General features: G+C 71.3%; 14 protein-coding genes. 8 read left to right on the forward strand and 6 right to left on the reverse strand.

The genetic code is table 11. The features are described from left to right. Positions 1 to 157: 157 nt before the first annotated feature. Genes ACWDTP_RS30315 through ACWDTP_RS30325 form a run of 3 tightly spaced genes read right to left on the reverse strand, consistent with a single transcriptional unit; the run spans position 158 to position 2,585 of the window. Entirely contained in the window at positions 158 to 811 is a 654-nt protein-coding gene (locus ACWDTP_RS30315) for a cutinase family protein (protein WP_450026785.1), read from the reverse strand. 24 nt (positions 812 to 835) lie between these two features. Continuing rightward, complete coding sequence (locus ACWDTP_RS30320; RefSeq protein ID WP_450026808.1) at positions 836 to 1,516, reverse strand: cutinase family protein; 681 nt, start codon at positions 1,514 to 1,516, stop codon at positions 836 to 838. A gap of 25 nt (positions 1,517 to 1,541) precedes the next feature. Next, entirely contained in the window at positions 1,542 to 2,585 is a 1,044-nt protein-coding gene (locus tag ACWDTP_RS30325) for an EamA family transporter (protein ID WP_450026787.1), read from the reverse strand. Positions 2,586 to 2,664: 79 nt separating this feature from the next. Between ACWDTP_RS30325 and ACWDTP_RS30330 the strand changes: the two genes are divergently transcribed. Both ACWDTP_RS30330 and eccB read left to right on the forward strand, forming a co-directional pair. Then, positions 2,665 to 3,225 carry a CGNR zinc finger domain-containing protein gene (locus ACWDTP_RS30330; protein WP_450026789.1) on the forward strand — a complete coding sequence of 187 codons (561 nt, stop codon included), beginning with the start codon at positions 2,665 to 2,667 and terminating at the stop codon, positions 3,223 to 3,225. Between the two features lie 72 nt (positions 3,226 to 3,297). Next, positions 3,298 to 4,698: a type VII secretion protein EccB gene (gene eccB / locus ACWDTP_RS30335; RefSeq protein WP_450026791.1), complete on the forward strand. Its 1,401-nt coding sequence runs from the start codon at positions 3,298 to 3,300 to the stop codon at positions 4,696 to 4,698. On the opposite strand, the gene mycP is transcribed toward eccB, so the two are convergent. Then, complete coding sequence (gene mycP / locus ACWDTP_RS30340) at positions 4,663 to 5,943, reverse strand: type VII secretion-associated serine protease mycosin (RefSeq protein WP_450026810.1); 1,281 nt, start codon at positions 5,941 to 5,943, stop codon at positions 4,663 to 4,665. The two genes, eccB and mycP, sit on opposite strands and share 36 nt — an antisense overlap. Positions 5,944 to 5,957: 14 nt before the next feature. Then, entirely contained in the window at positions 5,958 to 7,295 is a 1,338-nt protein-coding gene (eccD, locus tag ACWDTP_RS30345; protein ID WP_450026793.1) for a type VII secretion integral membrane protein EccD, read from the reverse strand. Positions 7,296 to 7,418: 123 nt separating this feature from the next. On the opposite strand from eccD, the gene eccCa reads away from it, so the two are divergent. From eccCa to ACWDTP_RS30365, 4 genes are all read left to right on the forward strand, one after another. Beyond that, entirely contained in the window at positions 7,419 to 11,147 is a 3,729-nt protein-coding gene (eccCa, locus tag ACWDTP_RS30350) for a type VII secretion protein EccCa (RefSeq protein ID WP_450026795.1), read from the forward strand. Next, complete coding sequence (locus ACWDTP_RS30355; RefSeq protein WP_450026797.1) at positions 11,144 to 12,304, forward strand: type VII secretion-associated protein; 1,161 nt, start codon at positions 11,144 to 11,146, stop codon at positions 12,302 to 12,304. Before eccCa ends, ACWDTP_RS30355 begins: the two co-directional genes overlap by 4 nt. A gap of 74 nt (positions 12,305 to 12,378) precedes the next feature. Then, the gene (locus ACWDTP_RS30360; protein ID WP_450026799.1) at positions 12,379 to 12,708 is read left to right on the forward strand and encodes a WXG100 family type VII secretion target; all 330 of its coding nucleotides are present in this window, start codon (positions 12,379 to 12,381) and stop codon (positions 12,706 to 12,708) included. Positions 12,709 to 12,724: 16 nt separating this feature from the next. Beyond that, positions 12,725 to 13,021 carry a WXG100 family type VII secretion target gene (locus ACWDTP_RS30365; protein ID WP_450026800.1) on the forward strand — a complete coding sequence of 99 codons (297 nt, stop codon included), beginning with the start codon at positions 12,725 to 12,727 and terminating at the stop codon, positions 13,019 to 13,021. Between the two features lie 82 nt (positions 13,022 to 13,103). On the opposite strand, the gene ACWDTP_RS30370 is transcribed toward ACWDTP_RS30365, so the two are convergent. After that, positions 13,104 to 14,519: a DEAD/DEAH box helicase gene (locus ACWDTP_RS30370; RefSeq protein ID WP_450026802.1), complete on the reverse strand. Its 1,416-nt coding sequence runs from the start codon at positions 14,517 to 14,519 to the stop codon at positions 13,104 to 13,106. Positions 14,520 to 14,717: 198 nt separating this feature from the next. On the opposite strand from ACWDTP_RS30370, the gene ACWDTP_RS30375 reads away from it, so the two are divergent. Then, positions 14,718 to 16,028 carry a GAF domain-containing protein gene (locus tag ACWDTP_RS30375; protein ID WP_450026804.1) on the forward strand — a complete coding sequence of 437 codons (1,311 nt, stop codon included), beginning with the start codon at positions 14,718 to 14,720 and terminating at the stop codon, positions 16,026 to 16,028. 101 nt (positions 16,029 to 16,129) lie between these two features. Further along, a partial coding sequence (locus ACWDTP_RS30380) for an aldehyde dehydrogenase family protein (RefSeq protein WP_450026806.1) occupies positions 16,130 to 16,604 on the forward strand: 475 nt, incomplete at its 3' end.

The following is a 16,604-nucleotide window of genomic DNA, read 5'->3' on the forward strand; positions in this document are numbered from 1 at the left end:
CGCCGGATACGGCGGCGGCCACCACGGGCAGGGCGGTGGCCATCGTGGCCACCGCTACTGCCATGCACAACCATCGACGGCGACACCCGGCAAGATGTTTGAACATCTAACAGATCCTAGCGATCGAGCTGAGAGCGTGCCGACGCCGTGGCGAGGACTACAGCAGGCCGGCGGCGAAATTCGCCGCGTCGTTGGCCGGACCCTCGTAGGCCCGGTGCGCGGGAATGCTGTCGCCGTCGGTGCACACCGGATCGTTCGGATTGCACAGATCGATTGCGCGGGATCCGTACACCGGGCTGGCGGTGAGCGGCAGGCCCAGTTTCGCCGAAGGGTTCCCGAACACCGCGACCGCCGCGACGTGTTCGGGGACGTTGGGCGGCAGCGGCGCGTTGAAGCCGACCGCCGGGAACGGTACCGCCGCGATGACGTCGATCACCGCGGCGCCCTGCGAGTATCCGCCGAGGACCAGCCGGGTGTTCGGGCAGTCGTTCACCATCGACTGGATGTGGCCACTGGCGTCGTTGGCGCCGTCGGCCGCGGCCAGGAAGTCGTAGCTGGCCGGGTAGTCGACCGCGTAGGTGCCGACCGAGCGGCCGCCGACCTTATCCCGCAGCGCGCCGACGAAGGCGTTGCCGATGCGCCCGAGACCTGGCGGCTCATCGGTGCCGCGGGCGAACACCACTTGGATGTCGGGGCAGTCGGCCGCGGAGGCCACGGCGGGCGCGAGCACCGGCACGGCGATCGCGGCGGCGGCGGTCAGCGCGGCTGACGCAAACAGCAGTGTGCAACGACGAACAAGATCAAAGGCCACACTGAATAGTAACGTTTGGCGCCGTCAGACGATGCCCGCGACGAAATTCGCCGCCTGGTCGGTCAGGCCGGCCGTCACGTAGTCGCTGTGCGCGAACGGGTTCCGGCCGCGCGAGCAGATCGGATCGCCGTCCTTGCAGAGGTCGATGGCCTTGCCGCCGAACACCGACGAGGTGATCGGATTGCCGAACTTGGTGGCGGGGTTGCCGAACACGGCCACGGCGGCAACCTGCGGTACCAGCTCGCTCGGCAGCGGCGGCGCCGAACCGATCTCGCCCACCCTGTTGCCCAGCGGGGGGATGCCTGCCAGCATGTCCACGACGGCCGCGCCCTGTGAGTACCCGCCGAGTACGACCCGGGTCGACGGGCAGGTCGATGCCAGCGAGGAGATGCGCGCGCTGGCGTCGTTGGCGCCGTCGGCCGCGGCCAGGAAGTCATAGCTGGCCGGATAGTTGACCGCATAGGTGGACAAGCTGCGGCCGCCGACCTGTGCGGTCAGTGCGTCGGCGAAGGCCTGTCCGGGCCGGCCGAGGCCGGGGGCGTCGTTGGTGCCGCGGGCGAAGATGACCTCGATGTCGGAGCACGGGTCAGCCGCGGCGGGCGCGGCCGGGACCAGAGGCAAGGCCAGCGGCAGGGCCGCGCAGACCAGGGTCGAAGCGATGGCGGCCACCCGGGCCGACTTCCGGAGGAGACTCACAGACGACATAGTCACACAAAATGGTTAGCCAGGGCTAATCGTTTGCTCGATCGGTCGCCTCCTGAACCGGGGTATCGGGCCAGCACGCCTCGGAAATCCTGGAGGCGTGTTCGGCGGCCTGCTCGCTGCGGTCACCCTGCCGGGCCAGCGCGAGACCCACCAGGACGACGGCGCCACCGACCACCTGAACCGGAGTCAGCGCCTCGCCCAGCATGATCCAGGCCGCCAGGACCGCGAACATCACCTCCGACAGGCCCACGAGAGAGGCGAAACGGGGTTTGAGCCGGGCGATCCCGAAGATGCCGAGGGTGTAGGCGATCGCCGTCGGGATCAGGCCGAGCGCGACCACCGGGAACACCCACGAGGTGGTGAACCCCGCCATGACGACCGGGTTGGTGGTGAACGTCAACGGCATCACGCCGGTGATGCCGAGCAGTGCCACCGCCGCCGAGCCGATGATCAGGCCGCCCGCGGCCAGGCTGATCGGATGCAGGCCCTCGCCATCGGTGGTGACCTCGTTGGACATCATGAAGTAGCAGGCCGCGCAGACCGCTGCGGCGAGCCCCCAGCCGACGCCGACGACGTTGATGTGGGCACCGGTGAACACGTCGAGCACCAGCATGATCCCCGCGACGGCGAGTGCCACACCCGCGAAGGTCATGGCACCGGGGCGCCGGCGCGTGGTGGCCCACACCCAGCCGACGACCAGGACCGGGGCCGTGTACTCCAGCAGCAACGCGACGCCGACCGACAGGTGTGCGACGGCGTTGTAATAGAACAGCTGGGCGCCGGCGATGGGTACCAGGCCGTAGGCCGCGACAGTCCTGGTGTGGCGGACCGCCTCGCGGATCCAGCCGGGGCGGACGACCGAGGCGAATACGGCCATGGCCAGAGCGCCGCCCGCGAGCCGTGCGGTCACCGCGGCGGTGGGGCTCCACCCGGCCTCCATCAGGGCCTTGGCGAACGGTCCGGAGGAGCCGAATGCCAGCGCCGAGCTGACGGCCAGCAGCATGCCGAGCCGAAATCGGCCCGCGGCGGCCGAATGGTCGAGCCGGTCCGGCCCGGTCGCTGTGGTCATGGGTGCACCTCCCCGGTGTTCGACGGGTATGTCATGAGTAATATCGATTTCGGTCATGACGCTATGACGGAAGGGGATCATGCGTCAAACGCTTTTCACCTATGACACGGAGCTCACACTCCGGGCCGGCGCCCTGCTGGTGAACAGCGATCGGGTGGACGGTGAACAGCTCGCCGACCTGGCGGCGCTCGACGAGTACCTCGACCTGTTCGGCTGGACCGGACGGCGGGACCGCGACGACGCCGAACTGCGTGCGGTGCACCGGTTGCGCCGGCGCCTCGGCGAGATCTGGGCCGCCTCCGGCGACGAGGAGGAGGCGGTCGCCATGGTGAACCGACTACTCGGCGAGACCAAGGCCGCGCCGTGGTTGACCCGGCATCCCGAGATGCCGGAGTGGCACCTGCACCTGGCATCGGCGGACGATCCGCTGGGGCAGCGGATGGGCGCCGAGATCGCCATGGCCCTGGCCGACCTGATCCGCTGCGGCGAACTGCGCCGCCTCAAGACCTGCGCGGCCCCGGACTGCCAGGCGGTACTGACCGACCTGTCGCGCAACCGGTCCCGAATCTTCTGCGACACCGGCAACTGCGGCAACCGGCAGCATGTCGCGGCCTACCGGCAACGCCGGCGCGAGGACTGAGGCCCACAACCGAGCGAAAATCGCTGCCAGGTCCCTGGTTCGGGCCGGGTTAGGGTGATTGCCGGGGGACATATGGCACGCCAACCGGCCACTCGGTTACAGCTCAGCGGCTATCGCTTCCTGCTCCGGCGCACCATGCATGCCCTGGTTCGCGGCGATGCCAGGATGCTCGATGATCCGCAACGCGCACAGTCGATCTCGTTCACCGCCGGTTGTGTGCTGGCCGCGGTGGCGATCATCGGGTCCCTGGTGCTCGCGGTGGTGCGCCCCGGGGGCGCGCTCGGCAGTGCCCCGATCCTGATAGACCGCGATTCAGGCGCGTTGTACGTCCAGGTGGACGGCACCGTGCACCCGGTCCCCAATCTCGCATCGGCCCGGCTGATCGCGGGGGCCCCGGCGGATCCGGAACCGGTGGGCGCCGGGGTGCTCGCGGCGGCCAGGCGGGGCCCGATGCTCGGGATAATGGGGGCACCGATTCGGATCGATCCACCGCTGACGGCCGATGAATCCGGTTGGACGGTATGCGATATCGCCGAACCCGCCGGCACCGTACTGACGGCGGGACGACCGGGCGCCGGTCTTCGGTCCGCGCGGCGCAGTCAGGCCGTACTGGTGTCGCCCCGCGGCGAAGGGGCGGCGAACACCTATCTGCTCTATGACGGCAGGCGGGCCCGCGTCGACCTCCGCAGTATCGCGGTGGTCCGCGCGTTGCGCCTGGAAGGTATTGCACCGGTGCCGGTTTCACGGTCCCTGCTGGACGGTGTGCCCGAGGCTCCCGCGGTGCAAGCGCCGGTGATCGCGGCGCCGGGGACCCCGGGGCCACCGGCACTTGGCGGGCCCACCGTGGGCACCGTGGTGCGTCTGGCCCGGGCCGATGCCGCGGAGTTCTACATCGTGCTGGGCAACGGGCTGCAACGCGTCGGCCGGGTGGTCGCCGACCTCGTCCGGTTCACCGTGCCGCAGCCGGCGGGCGGGCCGCCCGAGATCGCGGCCGACGTGGTGGCGCGGGTACCGTTCGTGCAGGACCTGGTGCTGGGGCCGCTCCCCGAGCGGGTCCAGGCCGGCGCAGGCATCGCCGTATGCGCGGGCTGGGATCCGCTGCCGTCCGGAACTGATCTGAAAACCGGTCTATACCTCGCTGATTCGCTGCGGGTATGGGACACCGCGATCGAGTTGGCGCAGCAGGACGGGGCGGGGCCGAACCTCGATCGGATCGGCATTCCGGCCGGGCGCAGCGCATTGGTACGGGCCACCGGACTCGCGGGCGAGTCCACGACGACGGGAGCGCGGTATCTGGTCGACGATCTGGGCGTACTGTTCGGAATCCGCGACGACGAAACGGCGGCGAGCCTCGGGTTGGCGGGACCCGCCGTCGAGGGGCCGTGGCCGATGCTCGCGCTGCTGCCTCGGGGGCCCGAACTGAGCCGCGCCGCGGCGTCAGTCCTGCGGGACGGCGCGCGAGCGGCGCCGTAGCCGTCCGGCGGTGGTCAGCAATATCGTCGCGACCACACAGACTGCCGCGCCGCCGAAAGCCACCCGGCGGGGGCCGGGGTCCGCTGGTGCCGCGGTGGTTGTCCCGACGCTCGCCACGGGCCGGGGCGTGGCCGGCGGCGTCCGGCCCCCGTCGCTGACCGCGGCCAGCGCATCGACGATTCCGTTGCCGACGAACGGGTCCCATCCGGCCGGTGGCCGGTGTGCCGTCGATTCGATCCGGCGCATCACTGCGCGGGCGGTCAACTGCGGGAACCTGGCCCGCACCAGCGCCACGACGCCGGCCACCATGGGCGCCGCGTAGCTGGTCCCCGAGATCGGGTGGCCCTCGGCGAGCGCGTCGATCAGCCGTTCGCCGTCCGGGTGCAACGAGACGACGCCCTCGCCGGGAGCCGCGACATCGACCCACGGCCCCGCCAGGGTGAACGCGGACGCCGCGCCGTCGGGATCCACCGACCCCACACACAGCACCAGGTCGTCATACCACGCGGGGCTCGCCACCGACCGCACCTTCTCCCAGCCCGGATCGGGCGGGTTCGGCTCCGGACATTGGCTGGGGCCGCCGACGTTGCCCGCGGCCGTGACGACCACGACGTTCTTGACGTCGACCGCGTAGGCCAGTGCGGCGCCGAGGGCCCGGTCGTCGGGGGCGAGATCCGCGGCGACACAGGCCACCGACGAGATGTTGACGACGGTGGCGCCCAAGTCGGCCGCGGTCCGCACCGCCTTCGCCAGGGTATTGACGTCGCCGACGCCGGTCGTGCCGCCTTGCGGACCGAACCTGTTGCTGGACTGCCGGATTGCGAGGACCGTGGCATCGGGCGCGACACCGCTGAAGCCGTCGTCGGTAGGGGCGCCGCCGACGATCCCTGCGACAATGGTGCCGTGACCGTCACAGTCGGCGGTGCCGTCACCGTGTGACACATAGTCACCGCCGCCAACCAGGTGCGGCAGCAGCCGGTGCCGGGTGACCCCGGTGTCGACCACCGCGATGGTCTGGCCCGCGCCCCTGGTCAGCGACCACACCGGGCCGAGCCCGAGCGGGTTGTGCACGGGGCCGGTGGCGGCGCTGCCGGGGTCGAAACATGGCCGGCGCTGCTCGGTCGGCCGGGCCGGTACCGGTGGTTGCGCCGGGGGCAGGCGGGCCTCGTCGACCGCGGGCGGCGCCACCGCACCCGCGATGGGTGTCACCGCGAGTGGCAGTGCCAGCAGGGCCGCCGCCGCCATCCGGTACGGTGCGCTCACAGCGGCCCCAGATTCCGAATGACGCCGAAAATGCCGGTGAGCCAACAGGTCAGCGGAACGATCGTAGCCAGCGCGAGGTATTCCAGGCCGTCGACCACCCGCGCCGCCGCGGGCCCGGCGGCTACCGGACCCAGCAGTGCCATCCCGGCCCCGACCGCGAGCAGGCCGGTCCAGCTGCCGTGCTGCGGCGAGCGCATCACGATCTGAAAGAACGTCGCGGTCAGGCCGAGCAGGCCGGCGACCGAGAATGCGGTCCGGCAGTGACCCTGGGCGTACGACCGGGACCGCAGGACCAGCGCCATCCCGACCGCGGCGGTGAACGCGACGGTCGCTGGGGACACCCGATCCCTGGCGCCCGCCGCGACGAGCGCCGCGCCGAGCCCGGCGGCCGCGGCGCACCCGGCGATCAGCCCGGTCAGCGTGCGGTGCCCGCGCGCGGCCAGCACGGCGATATCGGCCGGGTCCGCGGCGGCGTCGTCAGCGTCGGGTTCGCCCGGCACCGGTGGAGTCAGCTCCGCGACGGCGATCGACACCCGTGGCGCCAGCGACAGCGCGGCCAGCCCGGTCGCGGCCAGCACCGAGCCGATCGCCTGCAGCCCCAGCGGCCAGACCACGGCGCATCCGGTCGCGACGGCCGATACGGCCGAGAACGTCACGACCGCCAGCAGAAGCGTTGTGCCACAATCGGAAATCCGCAACATCACGATCCCGGCCGACGCCGCGGCCGCACCGGCCAGCACAAAGTTCGCCGGACCCGGGCCTGCGGGCACGATGAGAAACCCGAACGCCGCGACCTCGACCACCGCGGCGATGTTCAGCGCCGTCAGCACTATCGGTGCGGCCCGCATCCGCGCGGCGGTCACTGCGGCCCCGGTGACCCCGACGGCCAGCAGGGCCGCGATCGCGAACCGGCCGGGGCCCGCGGTGGCGACACCGGCCCACACCAGTGCCAGCGCGGCCGCCAGGCAGGACCACAGGCAGCCCGCCACCTGCAGACGCGGCCCGGCCGTTGCTGTCGGCACCGCCGTGGTGAGCGCGTCGGTGACCGAGCCGGTCCGGCGCTGGGGTGCCGGAACGGTGTCGCGTGCGAGCAACAACAGATCGCCATCGTGAACATCGTTGTGCGCCAGTGTCCCCGACTCGTCCAGCGCAGGACCGCAGGCCAGGTACAGACGCCAGTTCACCGGTGCGGCATCGTCGGCCGCGCAGGCCTCGACGATCGACGGCATCAGCTCGCCGACCGGGACCGACGCGGGCAGGGCCAGATCCACGGTGACCGGATCGTCGTCGACCCGGCCGCAGTGAATCGACACGCGGCGCAAAGCATCCGGCATGCCATCACCCCCGATCGACGCCAGTGCCTAGCACCGTAACCGACGTCCGAGAGCGTTCCGTGCGGCAATTTTTCTCCGACGAGGATGGAACGGATCGGCCGTGGCGTGCGTCCAAATCTGTCGATGGAGCCCGTTGCCGCACCACCCGCACTCGCCGAGCCGTACCCGTCCGGCGAGGTGCTGATCGATGCACCGCCGGTGATACCGCGGGCCACCCCGACCAATCCGATGACGCGGCTGCTGCCGGTGCTGCTGGTGGTCGCGATGGCCGGGATGATGGCGGTCTACTTCACCTCGGGCGCGGCCGCCGCGCGCGGCCCGGCGTTCATGTTCTTCCCGGTCATGATGGTGATGTCGGTGATCGGAACCCTGGTGTACAGCCTGCGCGGCAACGGCAGCGCAGCCGAGTTGGATCGTGACCGCCGCGAATACCTGCGCTATCTCGACGGGCTCGGCGCCGCGGCCGCCGCCACCGCGCAGGCCCAGTGGGAGGATCAGCATGCCGCACACCCCGATCCCGGCGCGCTGTGGTGTCTGGCGGGCCGGGTGCGCGAGCGCGACCCCGGGCATCCGGCGTTCGGTGCGGTCCGGATCGGGATCGGGGAGCGGCCGTTGTGCACCCGGCTGGTGCTGCCGCAAACCCCGGCAGATGGCGAATCCGATCCGGTCACCGTCGTCGCGCTGCGCCGGCTGATCGGGGTCCGCTCGACGGTGACCGAGGTGCCGGTGACGGTCGCGCTGGCTGAGCTGCCCGGCCTCGCGGTCGACGGGGACGCCGCCGACGCCAGGGCCCTGCTCCGCGCCATGGTGTGCCAACTGGCCACCTGGCACAGCCCCCGTGACGTCAGGATCGGGGTGCTCGCCGGCGATGGCGTGGCCCGGCACTGGGAGTGGATGAAATGGCTACCACACCATGGGCATCCGCAGCGCTGCGATGCTGCCGGGCCGGCCCGGATGCACCATCGCCGCGCGGCCGAACTTCCAGGGGCGGTCGCGGCGCACCTCGTCCTGATCGTCGACGCCGCCGATCCTCCCGAGCCGACTCCCGGCGTCACGGTGCTCATGGTCGGTGCCGGTCCCGGGGCGTCGGCACGGCTGCGCATCACGGCCGACGGTCGGCGTTTCGGCGACCTGGACGCGCGGCCCGACCGGATGAGCGAGACTCAGGCGCGGACCTGTGCCCGGCGGCTGGCCCGCCTGCAGCCAGCTGCGCCGCAACGGGTTTCACCCTCGGGCTGGGCCGATCTGATCGGGGTGGGCGATGCGGCCGGGATCGAGCCGCCGCACTGCTGGCGGACGGCGGCGCCGGAGCGGCTGCTGCGGGTCCCGATCGGGGTGACCGCGGACGGTGTGCCGCTACACCTCGACCTCAAGGAGGCCGCCCAGAACGGGATGGGGCCGCACGGGTTGTGCGTCGGGGCCACCGGATCGGGGAAGTCGGAGTTGCTGCGGACCCTGGCGCTGGGTTTGATCTCCACCCATTCACCCGATGCGCTCAACCTGATTCTGGTCGACTTCAAGGGCGGGGCAACGTTTCTCGGCCTGGAATCGGCCCGGCACGTCAGCGCGGTCATCACCAACCTGGCCGACGAGGCCGCGCTCGTGGCCCGGATGGCCGATGCGTTGGCGGGGGAGATGACCCGCAGACAGGAACTGCTGCGGGCGGCGGGAAACCTGGCAGGCATCACCGATTACCGGCGCAGGCGTCCCGATCTGCCCCCGCTGCCCGCGCTGGTGATCGTGGTCGACGAGTTCTCCGAACTGCTGCATCAGCACCCCGACTTCGCCGAGCTGTTCGTCGCGATCGGCCGGCTCGGCCGGTCACTCGGCATCCATCTGCTGCTGGCCAGCCAGCGACTCGACGAGGGCAGGCTGCGCGGCCTGGAGACCCATCTGTCCTACCGGATCTGCCTGAAGACATTCTCGCCCAGCGAATCACGGGCGGTACTCGGAACTGCCGACGCGCACCAACTCCCGAACACTCCCGGCGCGGCCTACCTCAAGACCCCCGCCGGTGAGTTGACCCGGTTCCAAACCGCGTTCGTCTCCGGACCGCACCCGGGGACGGTGCGGATCGAGCCGCCCGCGGTACCGGCCGTGCGCCCGTTCACCGCCAGGTGGGCGCCGTCGCAAACGGCCGCGCCCCGGACCGAAACCGCCACGGTGCTCGATGTCGTGTTGTCCCGGGTGGCCGGGCACGGTACGCCCGCCCACCAGGTGTGGCTGGCGCCGCTACCCGCGTCGATACCGCTCAGCGATGTCCTGATGGCGGCGGCCGAACCGCTCACGGTGGCCGTCGGCCTCATCGACCGGCCCTTCGACCAGCGCCGCGACCGGCTGGTCCTGGAGTTGTCCGGTTCGACCGGAAACGTCGCGATCGTCGGGGGACCGCAATCGGGGAAATCCACCGTCGCATGCACATTGGGCGCGGCGTTGTCGGCCGGGCACCATCCACGGGACGTGCAGCTGTACTGCCTCGATTTCGGCGGCGGGGCATTGGCGGCGCTGGCCGCGCTGCCCAACGTCGGAGTGGTGGCCGGGCGCCGCGACACCGATCTGGTGCGGCGCACGGTAGCCGACATCCGCGGCGTGCTTCGGGACCGGGAAATTCGGTTCCGGGATCTGGGTATCGAGTCGATGGCCGAATACCGCAGGCGCCGCGCCGCGGACGGGTTGATCGACGACCGGTACGGGGATGTGTTCCTGATCGTCGACGGGTGGTCGACACTGCGCGGCGAATTCGAGGACCTGGAGGCAACCATCACCGCACTTGCGGTGCAGGGGCTTTCGTACGGGGTGCATCTCGTGGCCACCGCCTCGAGGTGGGCCGAGTTCCGGCCTGCGGTCAAGGACCAGCTCGGTAGCCGGATCGAGCTGCGGCTCGGCGACCCGGCGGAATCGGAGATGGACCGCAACCGGGCCCGCCGGCTCGGCGATGGCCGACCCGGCCGCGGTCTCACCCGTGCAGGATACGAGCTGTTGATCGCGCTGCCCCGGCTGGACGGGTCGGCCTGCGACACCGGAATCGCGGCCGCACTGTCGCGGGCCGGCGACATCCTGCACACCCAGCACGGCGGCGCCCGCGCCCCGGCCGTGCGCCTGCTGCCCAGCCTGGTCGACCGGCAGTCGCTGGCCGCCGTCGGGTGCCCGCGGCCGGCCACCCAGGTGACGGTGGGACTCGGCGAGAACGACTATGCACCCGCCCTGGTGGATTTCGGCGAGCAACCCGATCTGGTCGTCCTCGGCGATCCGGGCTGCGGAAAGTCCACCACGCTGCGCACCCTGTGCACCGAGCTGGTGCGGACCAACGCGCCGACCGACGTCCAGCTGCTCGTCGTCGATTACCGCCGCACCCTGCTCGGGGCGGTGGAATCCGACCATCTGACCGGTTACGCGATCTCGTCCGGGGCGCTCGAAGCGGCGCTGCCGCCGGTACTGGAGCGGCTGCGCGGCCGGCTGCCCGGACCTCAGGTCACCCAACGGCAGCTGCGCGACCGGTCCTGGTGGTCGGGACCCGAACTGTATCTGGTCATCGACGATTACGACCTGGTGGCCGGGGCCGGAGCGAATCCCTTTGGCCCCGTTCTGGAGTTGGTGCCACACGCTCGCGATATCGGCCTGCACCTGGTGGTGGCCCGGCGGTCGGGCGGAGCCGCGCGGGCGATGTTTGACCCGGTGCTGGGCCGGCTCAAGGAACTCGGCTGTATGGGCCTGATGATGAGTGCGGCGCCCGAGGAGGGGGTGCTGCTCGGAGCGGCCCGCTGCCGGCCGCTGCCGCCCGGCCGGGGCACCCTGATCACCCGGACCGCCCCGGAACAACTGGTCCAGGTCGCGATGGCGCCGACACCGTGAGCACCGTGGTGATCGAGGCCGGCCCGGTCACGGTGCGCGGACCCGGCACCGTCGCGGCGGACCGGGCCGCCACCGCGGTGGAATGCATCGACGATCCGATCGCCCTGATCGACGATCAGCCGGTCGCCGTCGACGTGCTGTGGACCGAGCTGATCGGCGCCGCGGGCGGTGCCCAAGCCGACGCGCTGATCCTGGTCTGCCCGACCTGGTGGACCACCGACCAGCTCGCCCTGATCCGCAACGCCGGTGCCGAACACTGCGCGGACAGTGTTGTACTGCAGCGGATGCAGGCGTTGCGAGCCGGGTCGGGCCACCCGTCGGCCGCGGTGGTGGAGATCGCCGACGACGTGGTAGTGGTGGCCCGGCCCGGCACCGATCCGGTCTGCGTGGCCCGCTGCGACGACACAGGCGTCGTGGACACCGTCCTGCGGCTGCTGGACGGTGCGGATGCGGTGATCGTCGACGCGCCGGGCGAGGTGGCCCGCGGTGCGGCGCTGGGCCGCGAGGTGACCACGCGCCTTCGGGGCCTTGGCGTCGCGGTGTCGACGGCCGATGCGGCGCTGTTGGATGCGGTCGGGTTGCGGCGCGCGACGGCGGCGGTCCCGCCGGCCGGTCCCGATGCGCCGGTCCGGCGGCGACCCGTGTTGGTGGCTGCGGCGCTGATTCTCGCGGCGCTGTGCGCCGGGGCGGCCCTCGCAACCGGGCATCGACCCGGCGCTGGCGAATCGTCGACCCCGCTGGTGGAGGGCCGGGTGGAAATGCGGGTCCCGGCAGGCTGGGCGGTGCAGCGGGTCACCGGTGGTCCGGGCTCGGCCCGGGTGCAGGTGGTTTCGCCATCGGACCCCGATGTCGTGCTGCACCTCACCCAGTCCGACGCCCCGGCCGGTGAGTCGGCAGGCCGTCTCGGCGATGCGCTGCGCCGCGCGCTCGACGAGGAGCCCGCCGGGGTGTTCGTGGACTTCAACCCTGGCGATCGGATCGCCGGCCGGGACGTGGCCAGTTACCGGGAGCTCCGCGCCGACCGCGAGGTGCGGTGGGCGGTGCTGCTGGACGGCCCGGTGCGGATCGCCATCGGCTGTCAGAGCGCACCGGGACGTGCCGAGACGGTCGCGCAGCCGTGCCGGGCCGCCGTCGAGTCCGCCCATGCGGTGCGCTGAAACCAGATGGAACCGAAACGGTCCCGGCTGCGTCCAATTGTTATATCCCGCAATACAAGAACGGAGGGTTGGCAATGGCAGAACCGGTGGGTCGGGCGGGCGCGTTAGGCACCGACTTCGATGTGATGACGACCGTGGCGGGCAAGGTCGACGTGCTCAACGACGATATCCGGGCCATGTTGGCGACGTTCATCGGCCGCATGACCAGTGTGCCGCCGTCGGTGTGGGGCGGGGTCGCGGCGCTGCGGTTCCGCGATGTGGTGGACCGGTGGAACAGCGAGTCGGTCAAATTGCACACGGCGCTGCAACGCATCGCCGAAACCATCCGGATCAACGAGCGGACCCTGCGCGAGGCGGCCGACGGCCATTCGCAGCGGCTCGGCGCCGTCGGCGACCACCTCTGATCGATCGGAGTCCACCGTGAACCACGTCCTGTCCTACGATTTCGGCGAGATCGAGTACTCGGTCATCCAGGAGATCCACACCACCGCCAACCGGCTCAACGCGGCGCTCGACGACCTGCGCGCGCAGATCGCTCCGCTGCAACAGATTTGGACCCGTGAGGCCGCCGACGCCTACCGCGCCGAACAGGCCAGGTGGAATCAGGCCGCGGCCTCGCTCAACGAGATCCTGGTCAACCTCGGCAACGCGGTCCGGGACGGCGCCGACGATATCGCCGCCACCGACCGCAGTGCCGCCAACGCGTGGGGCTTCTGAGCCGCCCCACCCGCAAACGTGTGCGGTCCCGCCCGGGATGGAGAGACCGGGCGGGACCGTACATCGCGAAGTCGGGCCCGCGTCAGCGCGCCGCGGAACCGTTCGGCCTGCGCGGCCGGCGTCCCCGCCCACCGCCCCGGTGCGCACCGGAACGGCCGCCGCCGGAGGTGGCCTCCGAGCGATTGGAGCGCTGGGGCCTGCTGCGCCGCGGCTGGGCCGGCTGGGGCCGGGCGGGTTTCGCCTCGGCACGCATCGGCTCGCCGAAAACCCGTTCCCCCGGCGCGATCTCCTGCAGCACCGGATGGTCCAGGCCGGTGATCCTGGTGATCGTCGGCTTCACCCCGGCCTTACGGGTGAGGTTGCGGACATCCGAAACCTGCGCATCGTGCATCAACGTCACCACGGTGCCCTCGGCCCCCGCGCGTGCGGTGCGGCCGGACCGGTGCAGGTAGGCCTTGTGCTCGACCGGCGGATCGGCGTGCACCACCAGGCTCACATCGTCGACGTGGATGCCGCGGGCGGCGATGTCGGTGGCCACCAGAACGGTGGCGCTGCCGTCGGAGAACGCCGTGAGGTTACGGGTGCGGGCGTTCTGGGACAGGTTCCCGTGCAGCTCGACCGCCGAGACTCCGCGCGAGTTGAGTTGGCGGGTCAAGTTTTTCGCGCCGTGCTTGGTGCGGGCGAACACGATGGTTCGGCCGGGGGACGCGGCAAGGTCGGTGACCACGTTGATCCGGGCCGTGGTGTCCACGTGCAGCACATGGTGAACCATCGCCGTCACCGGCGACTGCGCGGAATCGACGCTGTGCACCACCGGATCGTGCAGGTAGCGCTTCACCAGGACGTCGACGCCCGCGTCCAGCGTGGCCGAGAACAGCAGCCGCTGGCAGTTCCTCGGGGTGCGGTCCAGCAGTCGTTTCACCCCGGGCAGGAAGCCGAGGTCGGCCATGTGATCGGCCTCGTCGAGCACGGTGATCTCCACCGCGGACAGGTCGGCGTGCCGCGAGGACACATGATCTTCGAGCCGGCCCGGGCAGGCGATGACGATATCGACGCCGCGCTTCAGCGCGGCGATCTGCGGGCCGGGGCCGACCCCGCCGAACACATTGATCGAGCGCAGACCGGCCGCCGCGGCCAGCGGAGCCAGGGACGCCTCGATCTGGGTGACCAGTTCGCGGGTCGGCGCCAGGATCAGGGCCCGCGGCCGGCCGGACACCCGCGGGGTGCCGCTGCCGGCCAGCCGGGCGACCAGGGGCAGCAGGAACGCATAGGTCTTGCCCGACCCGGTGCGGCCGCGGCCGAGCACGTCGCGGCCGGTCAGCGAATCCGGCAGGGTCGCGGCCTGGATCGGGAACGGTGTGGTGATGCCGTTGGCGTCCAGCGCGGCGACGATGCCGGCGGGCAGGCCGAGTTCGGCAAAGGTGTTCTGGGCAGACTTCTGGGCAGACAAGGAGAACTCCGAAAGGTAGGCGGTCGTCCTGCCCGGCGCGGGTGACATCCCGCGGCGCTCGAGGTGACGATCGAGATGGCGGCAGAGGCAGAACAGACAAGCCGCCGTGGCCCGACTATACCGACAGTGGGGCCCGATCAACGATTCCGCGGCGCCCCGACCTGCGGCTGAGTTACCCGCGTCACATTTTCTCAACTATCCTGGCGGCAAGCGCATGGCCGGCTCAGAGACCGTGCGTTCAGGAGTGTGATCGTCGTGGCCGTATCGGGCAACGCAGGTGGGCGGGTATCGACCCGGATACCGCCGGCGAAGGTGAGTGCTGTGCACGACCTGTTCATCGATGGCCAGGTCGACGCCGCCTACCTCGATTCGACATCGCTGCGCCGGGTGGTGGCCGACAGCTGGCGGCGCAGCCTGGCCACCGGCGTGGACCCCGACCGGGGTGCTCGGGCGTCGGCCGAGGTGGCCGCCCTCGCCGAGCTGCGCGATACCCACCCCCTGGCCCCGACCCTGCCGCTGATCCGCAAACTGCTGGTCAACGATGCCGTCGACGCCGGCGTCGTGGTCGCGATCACCGCGGCCGACGGCACCCTGCTGTGGGTCGAGGGGGACCGGGTGGCGTGCCGAAAGGCCGAGGCGATGAACTTCGTGCCCGGCACGGACTGGAGTGAACGCGCGGCGGGGACCAACGCCCCCGGCACCGCGCTGGCGCTGGACCGCGAGCTGCAGATCCGCGGATCCGAGCACTTCTCCCGGGTCGTGCATTTGTGGAGTTGTACGGCGGTGCCCGTGCACGATCCGGTCACCGGCGTCCTGCTGGGTGCGATCGATCTCACCGGCGACGCCACGGTCGCCTCGGCGCAGACGCTGGCGCTGGTCCGGGCCACCGCCGCCGCGGTCGAGAACCAGCTGGCCCTGCTGCGGCTGACCCGCCCCGCCGCGCCGCCCGCGGCGGGCGCCCGGCTTTCGGTGCTCGGCGCGGGCCGTCCGCGCTGGCACCTGTTCGACGAGCACGGTCGGGCCCAGCCGCACCTGCTCACCGGCCGCCACGCCGACATCCTGGTCCTGCTGATCCGCCATCCCGAGGGGCTGTCCGCCGATCACCTCGCGATGCTGCTCGACGACAAGGACCTCGACGTCGTGACGGTCCGGGCCGAGATGTCCCGGCTGCGTCGCGTGATCGGGGCCGACTACGTCGCCTCGCGCCCGTACCGGCTGTTGTCGCCGGTCTCCAGCGATCTCGGCGACGTGTTCGACGCGCTGCAGGCCGGTGACGTGGCTGCCGCGCTGGGTGCGTATGCCGGGGCGTTGCTGCCGCAATCGGTATCGCCCGCGGTCGGCCGGCTGCGCACTGAGCTGGCGGCGAGCCTGCGCGAAGCCGTGCTGGCCCGGGCCGCCCTGGGAAACCTGGAACTGCTGCGCACCTGGCTGCAGATGCCCGACGGCCGCGACGACCGGGAGGGCTGGCGGTTGCTGCACGATCACGCCGATGCCGACCCGGTGGCTCGGGCCAGGGCCCGCGGTCACCTGGCCGGGCTGGATGCCGAATTGGGCTGAGCCCGAGCCCGGGTCCGGCGAATGCAACCGTGCTGCAACCTCCCACTGCCTACGGTGAGTGACTACCGACACACTTCGGTATCCGAGCGCAGGAGAATGCGATGACCGTTTACGCACGTCCGGGTGCCGAGGGCGCCCTGATGGCATTTGAGTCCCGGTACGACAACTACATCGGCGGCGAGTGGGTGGCGCCGGTCGAGGGCCAGTACTTCGAGAACCCGACACCGGTGACCGGTCAGGTGTTCTGTGAGGTGGCGCGCTCGACCGAGGCAGACATCGACAAGGCCCTCGACGCCGCCCACGCCGCCGCGCCGGCATGGGGGAAGACCGCGCCCGCCGAGCGCGCGGTGATCCTCAACAAGATCGCCGACCGGATCGAGCAGAACCTGGAGTCGATCGCACTGGCGGAGTCGTGGGACAACGGCAAGCCGATCCGGGAGACGCTGAACGCCGACATCCCGTTGGCCGTCGACCACTTCCGGTACTTCGCCGGGGCGATCCGGGCCCAGGAGGGGTCGCTGTCGCAGATCGACGACGACACCGTGGCCTACCACTTCCACGAGCCGCTCGGAGATA

It is taken from the genome of Mycobacterium sp. NPDC003449 (assembly GCF_053588415.1).